Origin of the sequence: Nisaea sp. (assembly GCF_017640745.1) — a bacterium.
Taxonomy (GTDB): domain Bacteria; phylum Pseudomonadota; class Alphaproteobacteria; order Thalassobaculales; family Thalassobaculaceae; genus Nisaea.
Genome location: NZ_JAEPQA010000030.1, coordinates 1 through 18,097, shown reverse-complemented (window position 1 = coordinate 18,097; position 18,097 = coordinate 1). Strand labels below are relative to the sequence as shown.

Sequence of the window (18,097 nt, the reverse complement as noted above, 5' to 3'; positions counted from 1 at the left end):
CGGCATTCAAATCCAATCAACTGGGATCGGCACCCGATGAGCGGCGAATTCTACGACGGGCTCGAAACGCGCAGCATGGACGAGCGCGAAAGCGCGCTGATGGTCGCGCTTTCGAAGCAGGTGGCGCATGCCAAGGCGAAGAGCAGCTACTACGGGACGCTCCTTGCCGAGACCGATCCGGGTGCCGTCACCTCCCGTGATTCACTTGCGGCCCTTCCAGTGACCCGCAAGGGCGATCTCCTGGATCTGCAGAAGAAGACCCCGCCTCTTGGCGGTCTGAACGCCGTCGCTCCGAATGCGCTCGGACGCCTCTACATGTCGCCGGGCCCGATCTACGATGCCGAAGGGCTTGAGGCCGATCCCTGGCGCTTCGCCCGCACGCTCTTCGCCGCTGGCTTCCGCAAGGGCGACATCGTTCATAACTGCTTCTCCTACCACCTGACCCCTGCCGGGATGATGGTCGACAGCGCGGCACGCGCGATCGGCTGCGCGGTCTTTCCCGGCGGCGTCGGCAACACGGAGATGCAGGTCCAGGCAGCGGTTGACCTCAGGCCGAACGGTTATGCCGGCACGCCGAGCTTCCTCAAGATCATCCTCGAAAAGGCGCGCGAGACGGGCGCGGATGTCGGCAGCATGAAGAAAGGCCTGGTCGGCGGAGAAGCCCTGCCGCCGAGCCTGCGCAAGGAACTCTCGGAACTCGGCTGCGACGTGCTGCAATGCTACGGCACCGCGGACCTCGGGCTCGTCGCCTATGAGAGCCAGGCGCTTGAAGGCATGATCATCGACGAAGGCGTCATCGTGGAGATCGTGCGTCCGGGAACCGGCGATCCGGTCCCCGAGGGCGAGGTCGGCGAGATCGTGGTCACCACCCTCAACCCGAATTATCCGCTGATCCGTTTCGGCACCGGCGACATGTCGGCCGTGCTTGCCGGCACAAGCCCCTGCGGGCGCACCAACCAGCGCATCAAGGGCTGGATGGGCCGTGCCGACCAGACCACGAAGGTGAAAGGCATGTTCGTGCATCCGGGACAGGTGGCGGAAGTCGTCAAACGCCATCCCGAGATCGCAAAAGCCCGGCTTGTCGTCACCGGACGGACCGGTGAAGACGTCATGACCCTGCATTGCGAGAGCACGGAACAGAACGACGGCCTGGCCAAGGCCGTTGCGGCGACTCTGCAGTCCGTGACCAAGCTGCGCGGCGCGGTCGAACTGGTCGCGGCAGGCAGCCTCGCCAATGACGGCAAGGTCATCGAGGACGCCCGCAGCTACGACTGATCGCCGGTCTCCGGTGATTTCCCGCTCACGTTAGGCGCCTCTCGAACGTCAGGACTACAGCCCCGCCCGTAGTCCCCCGATCGAGAGCGCCATGAGACGTCTGACTGCCGTTTTCCTTTTCACAGCCCTCCTCGTCCTCTCCGCCTGCACCACACCGCCGCAGGTCAAAGAGCTGTCCACCGCCCAGATCGCGTATTTCAACACGGCGATCGACGCCGTGCGCGCGCAGTCTGATGCCCTCCTCATCGCCGCCGAACGGATCAAGCGGGACGCCGAAACCCGGATCAAGGCCCGCACCGTCTCCAGCAGGCTCGACGTGCGCGACGCCCTCAGTCCGCCGCGGGGACAGGGGCGGCTCGATCCGACTGTCGTCAACGATCTGCTGAAAGGTCTCGAAAGCGCCAAGGAGAACGAGCAGCAGAACATCGCCAAGCTGCAAGCGACCATCGACGAGATCAAGGTGAAGATCGGAGAATTGAACAGCTACATCGCCAAGATGAAGGACGTACAGATCGCGCTCGATGCCTTCCTCCAATCCAAGGATGCCGGCGAGAGCGTGGTGCAGAATCTATTGAAGCATCCGAATGTCGGGTATCTGCTCGAGTCCGTCTCCGACACAGTGCCCCGGCTCTCCGGTACGACGGAAACCCTGAAACGCCTCCTCGGCGATCTGCCGAGCGCTTGACCCTCCACGGACGGAGATCCGACATGAACATCGAAGACCTGAACGCAAAAATTACGGCTTTGATGAACGAGGCGGACCGTCTGACCGGTCCCGAGCGCGCTTTGCTCAGGATCGAGATCCGCAATCTGCAGAACGATATCGACGGTGCCTCGAACCAGGACATTCTGAAGCGTCTGAACGCGATCAAATTGCCGGATCTCCGGGAAATCGACCAGCAGATCGAGGCTGCGAAGTCCGCCGCTTCGGACGCCGCGAAACGCGAAGCCATAGGTGTCGCCCTGAAAGTCCTGCGCGTCGGCCTTGGATTTGTGCTCTAGCACCATCTGGCTTGTTCCCTGCGCCGTCTGGTGCGCGGACGCAGTTCGCTCCACAATCCCTCCATCGGTTTTCTGCCGAGGGGGGAAACAATGGCGGCAAAAGTCTCCGCAATCGAAACCATTCGCGTCGAGGAATTTCCGAACCTGCTCTGGGTCCGCGTGATCGCGGACGACGGTTCGGACGGGCTCGGTGAAACTTTCTACGGGCCCGGCGCGGCGGAAGCGCATATCCACGACATCATCGCGCCCTACCTGCTCGGCAAGGATCCGCACCGCATCGAGCAGCATCAGCGCAGCCTGACCGGCTATGTCGGCTTCAGCGGGGCCGGTGCGGAGATGCGCGGCCGTTCCGCGGTCGATATCGCGCTCTGGGATCTCTTCGCCAAGTCGAAGGACATGCCGTTGCATCAGGCGCTCGGCGGCGCCGTGCGCGACAGTATCCGCGTCTACAATACCTGCGCCGGAACCCGCTATGTGCAGAACCGGCCGACCCAGGGCACGGACAATTTCGGCCTCGATGCCTCGAGCGACGGATACGAGGATCTCGACGCCTTCCTGAACCGCGCAGACGAGTTGGCCTCGAGCCTGCTCGACATGGGCATCACGGCGATGAAGATCTGGCCGTTCGACTATGCGGCGGAGGCCACGAGCGGCCATCACATTTCTCCCGGCGACCTCGCGACCGCCATGGCCCCGTTCGAGAAGATCCGCGAGAAGCACGGCGACAAGATGGACATCATGGCCGAACTGCACTCGCTCTGGGACCGGCCGACCGCGATCAAGGTGTGCCGTGCGCTGGAGAGCATCGAGCCGCTCTGGGTCGAGGATCCGGTCTTCATGGACAATCTCTCCAGCCTCGACGAGGTTGCGCGTGCCACCGCCGCGCCCATCGCGGTCGGCGAGACGCGCGGCAGCCGGGCGGATTACCGGCAGTTGCTCGAGATGGAGTCCCTCGGCCTGATCATCACCGATATCGCCTGGGGCGGAGGCGTCTCCGAGGCGCGAAAGATGGCCGCGATGGCGGATGCCTGGCACGTGCCTGTCGCCTTCCACGACTGCACCGGTCCGGTGGTTCTGGCGACCTCCACCCATCTCGCGCTGAACACGCATAACTGCTTCATCCAGGAGATGGTGCGCGCCTTCTATTACGGCTGGTATGGCACCCTTGTGACCCAGCTTCCGCCGGTCGCCAACGGCGAGATCCGTGCTCCGGAAGGCGCGGGCCACGGCCTCAGCCTGCAGCCCGACATCCTCAAGCGTCCGGACTGCCACATCCGCCGCTCATCACTTTAAGAACGCCGCGTAATAATCTGATTTAAAGGCAATATCAATGATCGAACTCTGGATCCCGATCACCATCGCGGCGGCCTTCTGCCAGAATTTGCGCTCGGCCCTGCAGAAGCATCTGACCTCGAAGCTCAGCACCTCCGGCGCGACCTTCGTGCGCTTCTTCTACGCGGTCCTGCCGGCCTGGCTCTATGTCTGGTTCCTGCACGATTTCGTCGGACTGGAGATGCCGGATCCGCATCCCCTCTTCTTCGCCTATGCCGCGCTCGGCGGCGCGACCCAGATCGCGGCCACGGCGCTGCTGGTCTATCTCTTCGCCTTCCGTAATTTCGCCGTCGGGACGACCTACTCGAAGACCGAGACGGTACAGGCGGCGGTGTTCGGCATCGTCATCCTCGGCGATCCGCTGACCGCGGGCGCCATGGTCGCCATCATGATCAGTTTCGTCGGCGTACTGGCGATCTCGGCTGCCAAGCAGGCCGCCGGGATCAGGGGGATCGTCCTCTCGCTCACCAGCAAGCCAGCCCTGATCGGACTCGCCTCCGGCGCCTGTTTCGGCGTTTCGGCGGTGTCCTACCGCGCCGCCTCGCTTTCCCTCGGCGGCGAGGGGTTCCTGATCCAGGCCGGCTTCACGCTCGCCTGCGTGACCATCATGCAGACCGTGGCGATGGCGATCTACATGCGCTCCCGCGAACCCGGTCAGATTACTGCCGTGCTGCGGAACTGGAAGGTCGCCGCCGTCGTCGGTCTCAGCGGTATGGCCGCATCTGCCTGCTGGTTTACCGCGATGACGATCCAGAATGCGGCCTATGTCCGCGCGCTCGGACAGATCGAGCTCGTTTTCACCTTCGCGGCCTCCTATTTCATCTTCAAGGAGAAAAGCAGCCGCATGGAGCTTGCCGGCATAGGTCTCGTGGTCGCCGGCATCTTCGTCCTGCTGCTGAACACATGAGCCGTCCCTGCGCAGATCCGCCGCAGCAGGCGCTGCGTAGAAGGAACGTCTGGAGGTCCTTGCCATGCTACTCGCCCGCATCATCCTTCGCGCCGGCGCCTTCGCCGCGCTGCTGTTCATGACGACGCCGGGAAACGCGGCGGCGACGAGCGCCCATGACTTTTCCTTCGTCTCCATCGACGGCGGGCCGCTGCCGATGAAGACCTACGAGGGCAAGGCGGTGCTGGTCGTGAACACCGCTTCCTTCTGCGGCTTCACGAAGCAATATTCAGGCCTGCAGGAGCTGTGGCAGAAATACCGCGATCGCGGGCTCGTGGTGCTGGGCGTTCCGTCCAACGATTTCGGTTCTCAGGAGCCCGGGACGGAAGCCGAGATCAAGGAATTCTGCGAGGTGAATTTCGCCATCGACTTCCCCATGACAGAGAAGCAGGTGGTTTCCGGCGACGGCGCGCACCCGTTCTACCGTTGGGCGGCTGAGGAGCTCGGCCCAATGTCGAAACCAAGATGGAATTTCTACAAGATCCTGATCGGTCCGGATGGACGCGCAATAGACTGGTTTGCGTCGACAACTGCGCCTTCGGCGGACAAGCTCACCCGTGCCGTCGAAGCGGTTCTGCCGCGCTGACCCTCAGGTTATTTAGAGATCCTGAGCTTCGCCTCGGCCACTTCGCCCGACAAATCGGGCGCGGGCACCAGGCGATGACGGGTCGTCGTATCGTCCCCGTCGTCATCGCCGTCATCTCCGCCGAAACTCATCACGGCCGCCCCCATGGCGAGTGCGCTGAAGGATGCGAAGAAGGAGAAGCAGAGAAGGAACGGCCCGAGCCAGACCGGCTCCGACTTCATGCTGAGGGTCGCAAGCCCGGCCACGTCGAAGAACAGCAGCCCGGCCCCGATTGCAATTCCGGCGCCGCCGCCGATAATTCCATGACCGAAGAGAAAACGCAGCATCGGAGATTTGATACGCATGTCAGCCCCTCCTTCAGGGTCTGCCAATTAAAATAGGCTGCCGTTGCCCACGAAACAATTGCGCAGGTTGCCGCATCCCTTGCCCGGAGGTTCGGCATTGTCTCTTCCCGACCCCCGTGCCGGTGCGTTATCAATTTAGAATGGGATCGAGTTGGTTTGAGCAACTCGCACAGGAAACGGCCATGAGCGACAAATCAAGCCAAGATGGTGTCAGAACCGGCTGGATGCGCGAGCTGCGCGCCAACGAGCGCCGCGCTTTCGACCGTGTGGTCTTCCGGGTCGCCGGAGAGCTGTCGCTTCCCGACGGAACGAAGGTCCCGGGAGAGATCGTTAACGTATCCCTGGTCGGATTGCTTTTCACCCCGTCGGTCCCCGTCACCTATCGCGGCGAAGCATTCCTCGACATCGGGCACGAGGTTTCCAGCCTCAAGATCAAAGTCGTCGATATGAGCGATGTCGGACTGCATCTCGAGACTCTGCCGGACGACACCGACATTCGCGATCTCGCCCTGAAGCATCCGTCGATCGCGCGCCTTTTCCTGCCATACATCTACCAGTACGACAGCGAGGACTGAGCCGAACCCTATTCAGGGATCCGGCTCCCGTCCCAACCGAAGACTCCGCCGCTATCCGCAGGCGTGACCGAGTCTATGACCTCGAGCAAGCAGGCAGCGGATTGCTCCGCTGTCAGAAGCCGCTCTTTCGGAACATTCGCCTGAAAAGGCTTCGACAATCCTGTATCGACGGTCCCGGGATGCAGGCCGATACAAACGGCGTCCGGAGCCCTACGGGCAAGTTCGATCGAGAATCCCCGAAGGATCATATTGAGAGCCGCTTTCGAGGCTCTGTAGGCATGCCAGCCGCCGAGACGGTTATCGCCGATGCTTCCCACGCGCGCAGAAATCGCGGCAAAGACGGATTTCCCGGTTTTCGGCATCATCGGCAAGAGATGTTTACCGATCAGCGCTGGGCCAATCGTGTTGATGCGGAAAACCTCTTCCATCGCTTCGGCGTCGATGGCGCGCCAGGACTTCTCGGGCCTGATCGACGGCTCGCGGTGCAGGATGCCCGAGGCGATGAACACCAGGTCCGGAGCCATGCCATCGGCGCGGATCCGTTCCGCGAGCCGCTCGATTGACGGCTCGTCATTGAGATCAAGCGCCAGCGGTATGGTCTTCCCGGCATGCCGCCCGTCCGGCACGCGGCTGGTTGCGTATATCCGCCGGACGCGGGCGTTTTGCTCCAGCAACGACTGAACAGCCGTCCCTATACCGCCTGACGCACCGATTAGAACGGATGTCAGCCCGTCCCTAAATGACGTCAGATCCGAAATCTGTCCTTCTCCCCGTCCGAGAACTCCGGCCGCATAGACCTAGAGCATGTTCTTCCCGCGCCAAGAGAGAGGCACGATCTCTTCCGAGTCTTCGTCGAAACGTCAGGTTCGGTCTTCAGTCCGCTGATTTCATGTAGACGCCGTAGATCGCCCTGACCTTGTCGGCGAAATCCGGGTTGCCTGGCAAATACGGCATCGGCGGGGAGACATGGCACTCGGTCCAGTGTCCGGACGCTTCCAAGCGCGCGAGAATGTCGGCGATGCCTCTGGTCTCCCAGAAATCGTCCCGGCTGGTGAACACGACAACGCCGCCCGGCCGGAGAACACGCAGCCATTCCCTGAAGATCGGCTCCTCTTCGAGATAGGTCAGAACCCCAATGCAGAGAATACCGTCGACGCTTGCGTCCTCAAGCGCCAGCCGCTTGTTGAGATCGGCAAAGTCGAGCCGGTCATAGACCCTCTTCTTCTCTGCCGCTTCAAGACTGTCTCTCGACGCATCGAACCCGATCATTTCGCCGCCTGCGCCGGCCTTCCGCAAGGCCGCGCCCGTCATGCCTGTACCGCACCCGCAATCGAGGATGCGCGCGGTCTCGAATTCTTCGAGATGTTCCTGCAGCAGATCCGCGGCCCGTTCCGGCGCCTCATAGCCCCAATCCGCCAGTTCCCGGTCGTAACTGTCCGCCCAGGCGTCGTAGCTCTCGGCGTTCTCGGACCAGATGCGGGAAACCTTCCCGTCGCTCCGGATGATCTTCTCATGGCTCATCGCACAACCTCCCTTTGCGGAGAGCCTAACATCACGGGAGCCTCGTTTGCGGCCACCGGGCCGACTCTCCCACGATGCGGGACGGGATTTCAGATGCAGGCTCGGGAAGTTTGCGCCGAAACGGTCAGTGCCAATCCAGTCCGGAGACAGAGGCGCTCACCGTGGTTCCGGCGGTACCGGCGAGGATCCCCGGCAGATCCGACAGCGAACCGATTACCGCTTTCCGGCCGCTTCTTTCGGCGAACAGGCACGCGGCTTGAACCTTCGGCCCCATCGAGCCTGCGGGGAACTCGAACGCCCGGATCGCGTCCGGCGTCGCGCACCGGATCGCTCTCTGCGCCGGCGTTCCCCAACCGGCATAGACCGCGTCCACGTCCGTCGCCATGAGATAGAGATCCGCATCGAGCTCGCGGGCGAGGAGCTCGCTCGCCAGATCCTTGTCGATCACCGCCTCGATGCCCTGCAGCTTGCCGCTTTCGTCGCGAGCCGTCGGGATCCCGCCTCCCCCGGCGCAGATGACGATGGTGCCTTTCTCCACGAGCCAGCGGACCGGCTGCAGATCGACAATCCTCTCCGGCAGCGGCGAGGCAACCACCCGGCGCCAATTTGCGCCGTCCTGCTTGATCAACCAGCCGTTCTCCCCGGCGAGCCTGCGGGCCTCCTCCTCCGGATAAACCGGCCCGATGAATTTCGTCGGCTCCCGAAAAGCCGGATCGCCCGCATCGACCTCGATCATGGTCAGAAGGGTCGCGAGCGGCACCTCCTGCGGCAGGAGATTTCTCATCTCCCGCTCGATCATGTAACCGATCATGCCGTCGGTCTCGGCACCGAGCACGTCGAGCGGATAGGCTTCGTCCGGCCCCGAGGAAGCGCCCTGGAGCGCGAGCAACCCGACCTGCGGCCCGTTCCCGTGGGTGATCACCAACTCGTGCCCTCCCGCGAGCGGTGCCAGCGCGGCGGCAGCGCGCCGCACGTTCTCGCGCTGGTTTGCTTCGGACATGACCTGCCCCCGCCGCAGCAGGGCATTGCCTCCGAGCGCCACCACGATCCTCATCGCTCACCTCTTGCTGCCATTATGTGGAATCGTAGACGCATCAGGCGCCGGATGTAACAGGTGAGCATGAATTCGCTCGCCGCGCTCGATGGATATCCGGATACTGAAACCGGCCCGCCGCGCACCCGCGCAACTCCAGACCGGCCTCTCAAAACCGGGTCCGAGAAAAACAAGAAGCTCACGGGGCTGTCCCGGACAACCTCTCCGCAGGTTGTCCGGGACAGCCCCTTCGAGAACGTCAGAAGGGAAGAAAATGCGCCCCATCATCGACATGGAAATCGAAGCCCCGCTTTCCGAAGAGGCCCTGCAGGCCCAGGAGATCGGCCGCGGCCGTCCCGGAACCCCGATGGGAGAGCCGCTGGAGCGGCCCGAGGGTTACGGTTTCGATAATTACGGCACCGTCTTCGGCGGCGGCTCCAAGGGCTCGGCGACACGCTCCTACACGCCGGAGGAGCGCGAGCAGAAATTCGCCTCGATCATCGCCGACATGGACCGCGCGGGCGTCGAATACGGCTTCATGTGCAACATGCTGAACAGCGAGATCGGCGAGATCCACCGGAAATATCCGGGCCGTTTCCGGATGTTCGCCCTGATCGACCCGATGGACGGCATGCGCGGCGTGCGCGAGCTGGAGCGGCTGATCAGGGAGGACGGCGCCAACGGCTTCCGCGTCACCTCGCTCACCAATTGCCTGCCGGCGAGCGACCGGCGCTACTACCCGCTCTATGCCAAATGCGTCGAGCTGAACGTGCCGGTGAAGATCTACAGCACGATGAACTACGCGACCGACCGGCCCTACGATCTCGGCCATCCGCGCCATCTCGACCAGGTCGCGGTCGATTTCCCGGAGCTGAAGATCGTCGCAGGCCTCGGCGGCTGGCCCTGGGTGCCCGACATGGTCGGCCTGCTCGCCCGCCATCCGAACCTCTATTGCGACACCTCCGCCCACCGGCCGCGCTATTTCGCCAAGCCCGGCGCCGGCTGGGAGATGTTCATGCAGTTCGGCAACAGCCGCCTGCAGGACAAGATCATGATCGGGATGTCGCGCTATCTTTTCGACTGCCCCTACGAGGAGCTTATAGAGGAGTATTGCCAGCTTCCGCTGAAGGAAAAGGTGCTGGAGAAGTGGTTCTACCACAACGCCAAGCGCTTCTTCGAAAGCGACTGAACCCGGCGCCTCGAGTCCGTCCACTTTCAAATGCTGAGAATCAGGAAATCACGATGACCAGGGATGTCACGTCTCTCATCCGGCCGGCGACGATCGCCGTGATCGGCGCGTCCGCCACCAAGCGGGCGCAGGGCAACGCCGTCATCGACAATCTGCTGAGCCGCAACTGCAAGAGCCGGATCATCCCGGTGCACCGGAGCGCCGGCGAGATCGAGGGCCTGTCCGCCGTCGCCTCGATCGAGGCGCTGCCGGAGGGCGTCGATCTTGCCATCGCCTCGGTACCCGCCGCCGCCGCATCCGAGACCGCGCGGGCGCTGGAGGCGCGCGGGGTGAAATCCGCGATCTTCTTCGCTGCGGGTTTCACAGCCGAGGAGTCGGCCGCCTTCCGCGCGCTTGCCACCACAAGCCGAATGAACATCCACGGCCCCAACTGCATGGGCCTGATCAACCTGAATGACGGGCTGTTCCTCTATCCGGCGACGACCTCGAGCAAGATCCGACCGGGCAAAGTCGCCTTCATCGCGCAGTCCGGCTCGGCCGCGATCACGCTGATGAATTCGGCCGAGTTCGGGATCTCGAAAATCGTCACCGTCGGCAGCGAGTTCCAGCTAACCGCCGTCGACTACATGGAATGGCTCGCGACCGATCCGGAGACCACGGCCATCGGCGTGGTGCTGGAGGCGATCCAGGACCCGGAGGCCTTCGCCCATGCCGCGCGGAGCATCTTCGCGAACGGCAAGGCGCTCGTCGTGCTGAAGGTCGGCAATTCCGAGGTCGGCTCGGCCGCCACCCTCGCCCATACCGGCTCGATGACCAGCGACGTCGATACCTACCGGCTCTATTTCGAGGCGAACGGCATCGCCACCGTAGAGGATTACGACGAACTGAACGCCGCGCTGGAGATCCTCTCCCGTCACGGCCACCGGCCGGGCGCGAAAAAACTCGCGATCGTCGGTATCTCGGGCGGGCAGACGGCGCTCGCCTGCGACATCGCGTCGGCCGCCGGGCTCGAACTCGCGACTTTCAGCGACACCGCGATTGCCCGTATCCGCGAAGTCTCGCCCGGCACCCTGGCCCAGAACCCGGTTGATTTCGGCTCGGTCACGGACGAAGCGGCGCGCGACATTACCGGCACGGTGAAAGCCATCCTCGCCGACGACGGCGTCGACATGCTGGCCGTGGTGCAGGACAGCCAGGCCGGCCTGCATCCGAAATCGCTGGAATCCTACACCACCCCCATCGACGCCTATTGCCGGAGCGCGCTGGAGGCCGCGAAACCCATCGTTGCGATTTCGGCCACTTCGGAGGAGATCCATCCCGAGATCCGGGCGAAGTTTGAGAGCCACGGCATCCCCATCGTGAGCGGCCTCCGCGAAGGCATCGTCGGCATGCGTGCCCTCGCCAGTCCCCGCCCGCGCACGTCCGTCAAGACGCCGGAGGCGGAGGCCCGGAAAGCCCGCGCCCGCGCGCTGATCGAGCGCGAGGTGCGGAGCGGCCGCAGCCAGCTCACGGCCGAAAGCTGCCTCGAGATCCTTGCCGCCTACAACATTCCAGCCGCCCGCTCGCTCGTGGTCCGCGACGCCGCGGAGGCTGAGACTAGAAGCGCCGAAATCGCCTTTCCGCTCGCGGTGAAGGTCGCCTCGAAGGACATCGCCCACCGTTCCGAACTCGGAGGCGTCATGCTCGGCGTCACGGACATGGAAGGCCTGAAAGCCGCGATTGCACGGATTAGAGAGAATGTCGCCAGTGCTGCTCCCAAAGCCGTCATCGACGGCTTCGAGCTGCAGCAGGAGATCCGCGGCGATCTCGAGGCCGTCGCAGGCTTCGTCGCCTCGCCGCCATTCGGCGTGAAAATCATGGCCGGCACCGGCGGCACCCTGGTCGAACTCATCGGCGACCTCGCCATGGGCCTCGCCCCACTGTCGGCTGAGGAAGCGGAGGCGCTCATTGCCTCCACGAAACTCGGCACCCGCTTGAACGGTTACCGAAACCTGATCGCAAAAACGGACACGCGACCACTCGCGGAACTGATCGCCAATCTCTCCCTCGTCGCACGTGACCTCGGCGACCACATCACCTCCTGCGACCTCAATCCGATCATGATTCGGGCCGGATCCGGAAAGTTGTCGACCGTCGATGTGCTCATGACAGTGAAGTGAGAATAAATCATACTAATTATCCTATTTCGCGCGTTTAATGATTTATTGGTAATACTTTTTATCATACTGGGTGTTGCTTGCCGGGCGCTCCCACGATAGCCTTCCCTCGTTGGTTGCCGAGCGACCCAAAAAGCGCTCTCATACCTTCACAAGAATAAATATCAGGCGATCTCAATCGTCGAGGGAGGAAAATCGTGACTATCAAATCTGTAATCTTCGGAATGGGTGCTGCGGCACTGCTGGCGACCAGCGCTTTGGCGGAGCCGGTCACCCTGCGCATCCAGAACCACTATTCGACCGAACACCCGATGGGCAAGGCGATCGCCCAGTTCGTCGACGATGTCCAGGTGATGTCGGGCGGCGAGATCAAGATCGAGATGTTCTACGCCTCGTCGGTCGTCGGCACGACCGAGACCTTCGATGCCGCCATCAGCGGGATTCTGGACTGCGACATGACCGGCGGCGCCTACCAGACCGGCAAGAACCCGGCCTTCCAGTTCGTCGGCGACATCATGGGCGGCTATGACACGCCGTGGCAGCAGTACAGCTGGCTCCACTACGGCGGAGGCAAGGAAGCCGCGGAGGAATTGTACAACGAGCAGAACATGCATCTGGTCGGCTGGACGATCTACGGGCAGGAATCCCTGTCTTCGTCGAAGCCGATCGCAGGTTTCGAGGATCTGAAAGGCTGGAAGTTCCGCTCGCCGCCCGGCATGGAAACCGAGATCTTCGAAGAGCTCGGCGCCTCGCCGATCGTGATGGACTTCACGGAAATCTTTACCGCGCTCGAGACCGGCATTATCGACGGAGCGGACGCGTCGGGCCTGAACAACAACGTGGGTCTCGGCCTCTATGACATCGTCAAGCACGCGACCTATCCCGGCTTCCACTCCATGCCGTCGGACCATCTGGCGTGCAATCTCGACGTCTGGAACGGCCTGACCGAGCAACAGCGCCGGATCATCGACACCGCGATGCAGAAGCTGGGCTTCCAGGTTGCCCTCGCCAACGAGAAGCTGAACGCGGAGGCGGCCGCCATGCTGACGGCAAAAGGCATCAAGTTGTATGACTGGTCGGCCGAAGATCGCGCGGCCTTCCGTGCGGCGGCTCAGACGGCCTGGAGCCGCTGGGCAGAGAAGAACGAGCAGACCCGCAAGCTCGTCGAGAGCCACCGGGGCTATCTGAAGCAGCTCGGTCTGCTGAAATAGGTCTCTGCGACCTCATTCCTGAAAATTGAAGAGCGCGAGTCCCCCAGGGGGCTCGTGCGGTTCCGGTTTCTTGGGCCGTCGAAACGTCCGGAGGGGCAATGGAAATGAACGCGGAAAGCCTGTGGCTGGGCCGCATGCGCAAACCGGTGCGGCTGGCCTTTCTGGCCTTCGCCGGCGTGGCGGTTCTGCTCTATGCATGGCTTATCGCCAACGCGCTTCTGTTCGAGGACGCAGTCAGCATGTTCGACATGATCCGCCCCAAGGGACGGATCGTCGTCCTGGCGATGCTGATCTCGCTTGCCGGCGCCATCCTTCTCGCCGCGCTCTATTTCTCGGACACGCGCGGCGCGATCGAACAGGAACCGGACGGTTTCTTCGACATCGTCTCGCTTGTGACGTCGCGTCTCTCGATGATCATGGTCGCGTTCATCGTTCTGGTGATGCTGTACGAAGTGGTCTCGCGCTACGTATTCGCCCGGCCGACGCTGTGGGCCAATGAACTGTCCCTCTGGATCGCCAGCTTCGTGTTCCTGTTCGCGGGCCAGTACGCGATGCAGCAGCGCAGCCATATCCGGATCTACGTGATTTACGACATCATGCCCCGCTGGATGCAGAAGACGGCGGACGTGGTGTCGCTGATCCTGCTGCTGTTCTTTACCTTCGCGCTCGTCTGGGGCGGCTATTCCGATGCTATGCGGCGGATGCTGCGCCTCGAGACTTTCGGTACGGCCTGGGACCCGCCGCTTCCGGGAACGCTGAAACCCGCGATCCTGAGCATCATTCTGCTCGTCACCATCCAGGCGATCTCGAACCTGATCGCCGACTGGAAAAAGGCGCCGGAGCATCACAGCCCGGCGGACGAGATCGACGAAACCGAGATCAACAAGATCCGACAGACGCTGGGAAGCTGACCGCATGGAATTCCTCGATCTCTTTGCCTGGATGAAAGTCGGCGACGTCGCGACACTCAGCGTCATTCTCCTGCTGGCGATGTTCGTCCTGCTCGCCATCGGCATGCCGCTCGGGTTTGCCTCGGCCTTCCTCGCCGTTCTTGTCCTGATCATGAAATTCGGGCCGGACCTGCTTTTCAGCCGGTTCGGCTACGGGCCGCTCTCGGTCGTAGGCCAGGCGATCTACCGGCAGATGACCAACTATGTGCTCATTTCCGTACCGCTGTTCATCTTCATGGCGGCCCTGCTCGAGCGCTCCGGCATCGCCAAGGACATGTACAATTCCCTCAATGTCTGGCTCAGCGGGACGCGGGGCGGGATCGCCATCGTCACCTCGATCATGGCGGTGATCATGGCGGCGATGTCCGGCATCATCGGCGGCGAAGTCGTGCTGCTCGGCCTGATCGCGCTGCCGCAGATGCTGCGGCTCGGCTACAACCAGAATCTCGCGATCGGAACGATCTGCGCCTCCGGCTCGCTCGGCACGATGATTCCGCCCTCCATCGTCCTGATCTTCTACGGTCTGGTGACCGAGACCTCGATCAAGGCCCTCTTTACCGCGGCCTTTCTGCCCGGCTTCGTCCTGGCATCGTTCTTCGTCCTCTACATCCTGATCCGCACCAATCTGAATCCGAGCCTGGCGCCGCTCCCCGAAGAGGATCCGGACGCGCCGAAAGGCTGGGAAAAAGCCCTGCTGTTCATCGGCTTCCTCTCGCGCTTCGCGCTCTGGCTGACCGGGTTCCTGCTGCTCCGCGCGCTGTTCTTCACCGTGACCGGAGAGAACGAGGTGCGCGAAGGCGTGGACCCGATCGCACTCGGCATGGTCTCGGACATGCCCTACATCGCCGCCGCAGGGGCCATTGCCCTCGTCCTGATGCTCTTTGTCGTCGGGAAGGAGCGTTCCCGACTGGGGTGGGAGATGGGCAAGGGGCTCGTCGCCCCGATCGTCGTCATCGGAGTCGTGCTCGGGTCGATCTATATGGGGATCACCGGCATCACCGAGGCCGCCGGCATGGGCGTGGTCGCGGTTTTCGTCATCGGCCTGCTCCGGCGCGAGATGACCTTCGAGATCGTCTGGGACAGCCTCATGCGGACCCTGAAATCCACCGGGACGATCATCTGGGTCACCATCGGCGCCGCCTCTCTGGCCGCCGCCTATACCCTTGCCGGCGGCCCGACCTACGTCGCCAATACCATCACCGCGGCGGAGCTGCCGACCATGGGCATCATCCTGGTCATGATGCTGATCTTCCTGGTCATGGGCATGTTCATGGACTGGATCGGGATCGTGCTCCTGATCATGCCGGTCTTCCTGCCGATCGTGCTCAAGCTGCCGGTTCAGGAGATCGGGTTGCTGGGCAGCCTCGACCCGAAATTCGTCGCGGTCTGGTTCGGTGTCGTTTTCTGCATGAACATGCAGGTGAGCTTCCTGTCGCCGCCGTTCGGTCCCGCCGCGTTCTATCTGAAATCGGTCGCCCCGCCGCACATCACCCTGACCGCAATTTTCCGCGGGTTCCTGCCGTTCATCGCGCTTCAGCTTCTCGCCTTGGCGGTCCTGCTGATCTGGCCGTCGATCGTGACACTGTTCCTCTAGCGGAGGGAACTCGCGAGCGGATCACAATCCGCTCGCGCGCGATGCCATGCGGATGACGGGCGACGCTACTGTCGCTTCACCACGAGTCTTTTCCGGATCAGGTTTTCCTGGGAGAGAAATTGGTGGAGCGGAGGAGGATCGAACTCCCGACCTTCGCATTGCGAACGCGACGCTCTCCCAGCTGAGCTACCGCCCCACCGATGCCGGACAATGGCTCGTCCGGCGCGGGGGAGACTGATAGTCGATGCCGCCGGGCATTGCAAGGGCAAAGCGCTCCGATCCTACAGGCGTTGTCCGTTGCCGCTCGATCCCTATATAGACGGGGCGAAAACATGGCGGCGCCAAGCGCTTGCCGTCCGCGCGGACGGGCGGTACGGTCCGGTGCGCACATCTCCAGAAGGACGGATAAGATCCCATGCAGTCGGTGCTGATTCTCGTCGATACGGTCGTCCAGCTCTACATCTACGCCCTCTTCATCTTCATCATCCTGGGCTGGCTCGTGCAGTTCAACGTGATCAACACGGGCAACCGGTTCGTCTATCTGGTGATGGATTTCCTCTACCGGGTGACGGAGCCGCTGCTCCGTCCGATCCGCAATGTCATGCCGAACCTCGGCGGGCTCGACATCTCCCCGATCATTCTCGTCCTCGGGCTCACCTTCGCGCGCAACCTGATGTGGGAATATCTCGGCTAAGGCTGTCCGGCCATGGCTCCTGATCCCGCCGCGCTTCCGTTCGAGAAAGTGCCGGAGGGTTTGCGCCTGCGCGTGCGCCTGACGCCGAATGCCGCCCGCGACGGGATCGGCGGTGTCGCGCGTGACGCGGAACAGGTCGCCTGGCTGACAGCCACCGTCACCGCCGCTCCGGAGAATGGCCGCGCCAACAAGGCCCTGATCAAGCTGCTGTCGAAGAGCTGGAAAATCCCGAAGAGCAGCTTCGAGCTGAAATCGGGCGCGACCCAGCGGCGCAAGGTATTTGCGATCGGCGGCGACGGGGCCGAACTGGCGGCGAAACTGAACAACTGGCTTGAAGAATCGGGGAACTGACCTCATGGGTACTGCCGATATCATCGACGGAAAGGCCTTCGCGGCCGGGCTGCGGGAGCGGATCGGCTCCGCCGTCACCGAACTGAAGGCGAAATACGGCGAGGTTCCCGGCCTTGCCGTCGTCCTGGTCGGCGAGGATCCCGCAAGCCAGGTCTATGTCCGCAACAAGGGCAAGCAGACCCTTGAGAGCGGCATGGCCTCCTTCGAGCACAAGCTGGACGCCTCTACGAGCGAGGAGAGCCTGCTGAAACTGATCGCCGAGCTCAACGCCGACCGCGCGGTAGACGGCATCCTGGTGCAGCTCCCCCTGCCCGCCCATATCGACAGCCAGAAGGTACTGGACGCGATCGATCCCGAGAAGGACGTGGACGGCTTCCATGTCGTCAATGCGGGCCGGCTCGCGACCGGCGGCGACGCGCTGGTGCCCTGCACCCCGCTCGGCTGCCTGCTGCTGCTGCGCGACCGCCTCGGCGATCTCTCCGGCAAGCATGCGGTCGTGGTCGGCCGCTCCAACATCGTCGGAAAGCCGATGGCCGCCCTGCTGCTGCGCGAGAGCTGCACCGTTACCGTCACTCACTCCCGCACCGCCGACCTTCCGGGTGAATGCCGCCGCGCCGACATCCTCGTCGCCGCTGTCGGCCGGCCGGAAATGGTGAAGGGCGACTGGATCAAACCGGGCGCGACCGTGATCGATGTCGGCATCAACCGGGTGGACGCGCCGGAAAAGGGCGATGGCAAGACCAAGCTGGTCGGCGACGTGGATTTCGCGAGCGCTTCAAAAGTCGCGGGTGCGATCACCCCGGTGCCGGGCGGCGTCGGGCCGATGACCATCGCCTGCCTGCTGCGCAATACCGTCGAGGCGGCCTGCCGCCGGCGTGGCTGGGCGATGCCGGAACTCTGATCAGGTCTTCGGGGGAGGTCCGTAGCGGATCACCCCCTTGGCTTCAGAGAGCGGTACCGGTTTGCCCTTGCGGAGCGCGACCAGTTCGCCCTCCGCCTCAAGCACCACGGCGACGCGTTCGATCTGCCGGAGCAGTGCACGCCAGGCGGGTTTCGGTCCCGACGGATCGCCGCCGGCGGCGCGGCCGAACTCGCTCGGCGAGAGCGATCCCCCGGCCGCCTTCTCCAGCGCCTCCTGCATCAGCTTCTTCAGCGTCGCGTCATCCATCTTTCCATTCCACCCTGCTATACTTATATCGCCTGTGATGATCCGAATTCGGCCGCGCGTCCACCCACAAGAGATGCCGCCCGGGGAACCGCGCTTGGGGGAGCGATATGACCGGTAGTCTGGATGCACTCTTCGCGGCCGTCGTCGCCTTTGTCGGCGGTCACTTCCTG

At 63.2% G+C, this 18,097-nt stretch carries 20 protein-coding genes and 1 tRNA gene; 15 read left to right on the top strand and 6 right to left on the bottom strand.

Annotated features, from left to right (window positions below; all coding sequences use genetic code 11):
- Window positions 1–36 precede the first annotated feature (36 nt).
- The 6 genes from JJ959_RS18055 (at window position 37) to JJ959_RS18030 (ending at window position 5,141) form a co-directional block, all read left to right on the top strand.
- The gene (locus JJ959_RS18055) at window positions 37–1,275 is read left to right on the top strand and encodes an AMP-binding protein (RefSeq protein ID WP_292886797.1); all 1,239 of its coding nucleotides are present in this window, start codon (window positions 37–39) and stop codon (window positions 1,273–1,275) included.
- A gap of 91 nt (window positions 1,276–1,366) precedes the next feature.
- Window positions 1,367–1,960, top strand: coding sequence for a hypothetical protein (locus JJ959_RS18050; RefSeq protein ID WP_292886794.1), 594 nt, complete (start codon window positions 1,367–1,369; stop codon window positions 1,958–1,960).
- A gap of 23 nt (window positions 1,961–1,983) precedes the next feature.
- Window positions 1,984–2,277: a hypothetical protein gene (locus JJ959_RS18045; RefSeq protein WP_292886792.1), complete on the top strand. Its 294-nt coding sequence runs from the start codon at window positions 1,984–1,986 to the stop codon at window positions 2,275–2,277.
- 90 nt (window positions 2,278–2,367) lie between these two features.
- Entirely contained in the window at window positions 2,368–3,570 is a 1,203-nt protein-coding gene (locus JJ959_RS18040; protein ID WP_292886789.1) for a mandelate racemase/muconate lactonizing enzyme family protein, read from the top strand.
- A 37-nt stretch (window positions 3,571–3,607) separates the two neighbouring features.
- Window positions 3,608–4,516: a DMT family transporter gene (locus tag JJ959_RS18035; protein WP_292886786.1), complete on the top strand. Its 909-nt coding sequence runs from the start codon at window positions 3,608–3,610 to the stop codon at window positions 4,514–4,516.
- A gap of 118 nt (window positions 4,517–4,634) precedes the next feature.
- Window positions 4,635–5,141 (top strand): glutathione peroxidase, encoded by a 507-nt coding sequence (locus JJ959_RS18030; protein WP_292886866.1) that lies wholly within the window; start codon window positions 4,635–4,637, stop codon window positions 5,139–5,141.
- A gap of 8 nt (window positions 5,142–5,149) precedes the next feature.
- Here JJ959_RS18030 and JJ959_RS18025 read toward each other — a convergent pair whose 3' ends face one another.
- Complete coding sequence (locus tag JJ959_RS18025; protein ID WP_292886783.1) at window positions 5,150–5,485, bottom strand: hypothetical protein; 336 nt, start codon at window positions 5,483–5,485, stop codon at window positions 5,150–5,152.
- A 182-nt stretch (window positions 5,486–5,667) separates the two neighbouring features.
- Here JJ959_RS18025 and JJ959_RS18020 point away from each other — a divergent pair, with 182 nt between their 5' ends.
- Window positions 5,668–6,060, top strand: coding sequence for a hypothetical protein (locus JJ959_RS18020; RefSeq protein WP_292886781.1), 393 nt, complete (start codon window positions 5,668–5,670; stop codon window positions 6,058–6,060).
- 8 nt (window positions 6,061–6,068) lie between these two features.
- On the opposite strand, the gene JJ959_RS18015 is transcribed toward JJ959_RS18020, so the two are convergent.
- The 3 genes from JJ959_RS18015 to arcC form a co-directional block, all read right to left on the bottom strand.
- Window positions 6,069–6,773 carry an SDR family NAD(P)-dependent oxidoreductase gene (locus JJ959_RS18015; RefSeq protein ID WP_292886863.1) on the bottom strand — a complete coding sequence of 235 codons (705 nt, stop codon included), beginning with the start codon at window positions 6,771–6,773 and terminating at the stop codon, window positions 6,069–6,071.
- Between the two features lie 160 nt (window positions 6,774–6,933).
- Entirely contained in the window at window positions 6,934–7,581 is a 648-nt protein-coding gene (locus JJ959_RS18010) for a class I SAM-dependent methyltransferase (RefSeq protein WP_292886778.1), read from the bottom strand.
- 124 nt (window positions 7,582–7,705) lie between these two features.
- Entirely contained in the window at window positions 7,706–8,635 is a 930-nt protein-coding gene (arcC, locus tag JJ959_RS18005) for a carbamate kinase (protein WP_292886776.1), read from the bottom strand.
- A 253-nt stretch (window positions 8,636–8,888) separates the two neighbouring features.
- Between arcC and JJ959_RS18000 the strand changes: the two genes are divergently transcribed.
- From JJ959_RS18000 to JJ959_RS17980, 5 genes are all read left to right on the top strand, one after another.
- Window positions 8,889–9,803 carry an amidohydrolase family protein gene (locus JJ959_RS18000; RefSeq protein ID WP_292886774.1) on the top strand — a complete coding sequence of 305 codons (915 nt, stop codon included), beginning with the start codon at window positions 8,889–8,891 and terminating at the stop codon, window positions 9,801–9,803.
- Window positions 9,804–9,856: 53 nt separating this feature from the next.
- Window positions 9,857–11,962, top strand: a complete 2,106-nt coding sequence (locus JJ959_RS17995; RefSeq protein ID WP_292886772.1) for an acetate--CoA ligase family protein — start codon at window positions 9,857–9,859, stop codon at window positions 11,960–11,962.
- A gap of 194 nt (window positions 11,963–12,156) precedes the next feature.
- The gene (locus JJ959_RS17990) at window positions 12,157–13,170 is read left to right on the top strand and encodes a TRAP transporter substrate-binding protein (RefSeq protein WP_292886769.1); all 1,014 of its coding nucleotides are present in this window, start codon (window positions 12,157–12,159) and stop codon (window positions 13,168–13,170) included.
- A 98-nt stretch (window positions 13,171–13,268) separates the two neighbouring features.
- Window positions 13,269–14,081, top strand: coding sequence for a TRAP transporter small permease (locus tag JJ959_RS17985; RefSeq protein WP_292886766.1), 813 nt, complete (start codon window positions 13,269–13,271; stop codon window positions 14,079–14,081).
- Between the two features lie 4 nt (window positions 14,082–14,085).
- Complete coding sequence (locus JJ959_RS17980) at window positions 14,086–15,714, top strand: TRAP transporter large permease subunit (RefSeq protein WP_292886763.1); 1,629 nt, start codon at window positions 14,086–14,088, stop codon at window positions 15,712–15,714.
- A 120-nt stretch (window positions 15,715–15,834) separates the two neighbouring features.
- On the opposite strand, the gene JJ959_RS17975 is transcribed toward JJ959_RS17980, so the two are convergent.
- A tRNA-Ala gene (locus JJ959_RS17975) sits at window positions 15,835–15,910 on the bottom strand.
- Between the two features lie 219 nt (window positions 15,911–16,129).
- On the opposite strand from JJ959_RS17975, the gene JJ959_RS17970 reads away from it, so the two are divergent.
- Genes JJ959_RS17970 through folD form a run of 3 tightly spaced genes read left to right on the top strand, consistent with a single transcriptional unit; the run spans window position 16,130 to window position 17,660 of the window.
- On the top strand, window positions 16,130–16,408 hold the full coding sequence (locus tag JJ959_RS17970) for a YggT family protein (protein ID WP_292886761.1): 279 nt from the start codon (window positions 16,130–16,132) through the stop codon (window positions 16,406–16,408).
- A 12-nt stretch (window positions 16,409–16,420) separates the two neighbouring features.
- On the top strand, window positions 16,421–16,759 hold the full coding sequence (locus JJ959_RS17965) for a DUF167 family protein (protein ID WP_292886759.1): 339 nt from the start codon (window positions 16,421–16,423) through the stop codon (window positions 16,757–16,759).
- A 4-nt stretch (window positions 16,760–16,763) separates the two neighbouring features.
- Window positions 16,764–17,660 (top strand): bifunctional methylenetetrahydrofolate dehydrogenase/methenyltetrahydrofolate cyclohydrolase FolD, encoded by an 897-nt coding sequence (folD, locus tag JJ959_RS17960; RefSeq protein WP_292886757.1) that lies wholly within the window; start codon window positions 16,764–16,766, stop codon window positions 17,658–17,660.
- Here the strand turns inward: folD and JJ959_RS17955 are convergent, their stop codons facing one another.
- Entirely contained in the window at window positions 17,661–17,927 is a 267-nt protein-coding gene (locus JJ959_RS17955; protein WP_292886755.1) for a DUF3253 domain-containing protein, read from the bottom strand.
- Window positions 17,928–18,097: the final 170 nt, after the last annotated feature.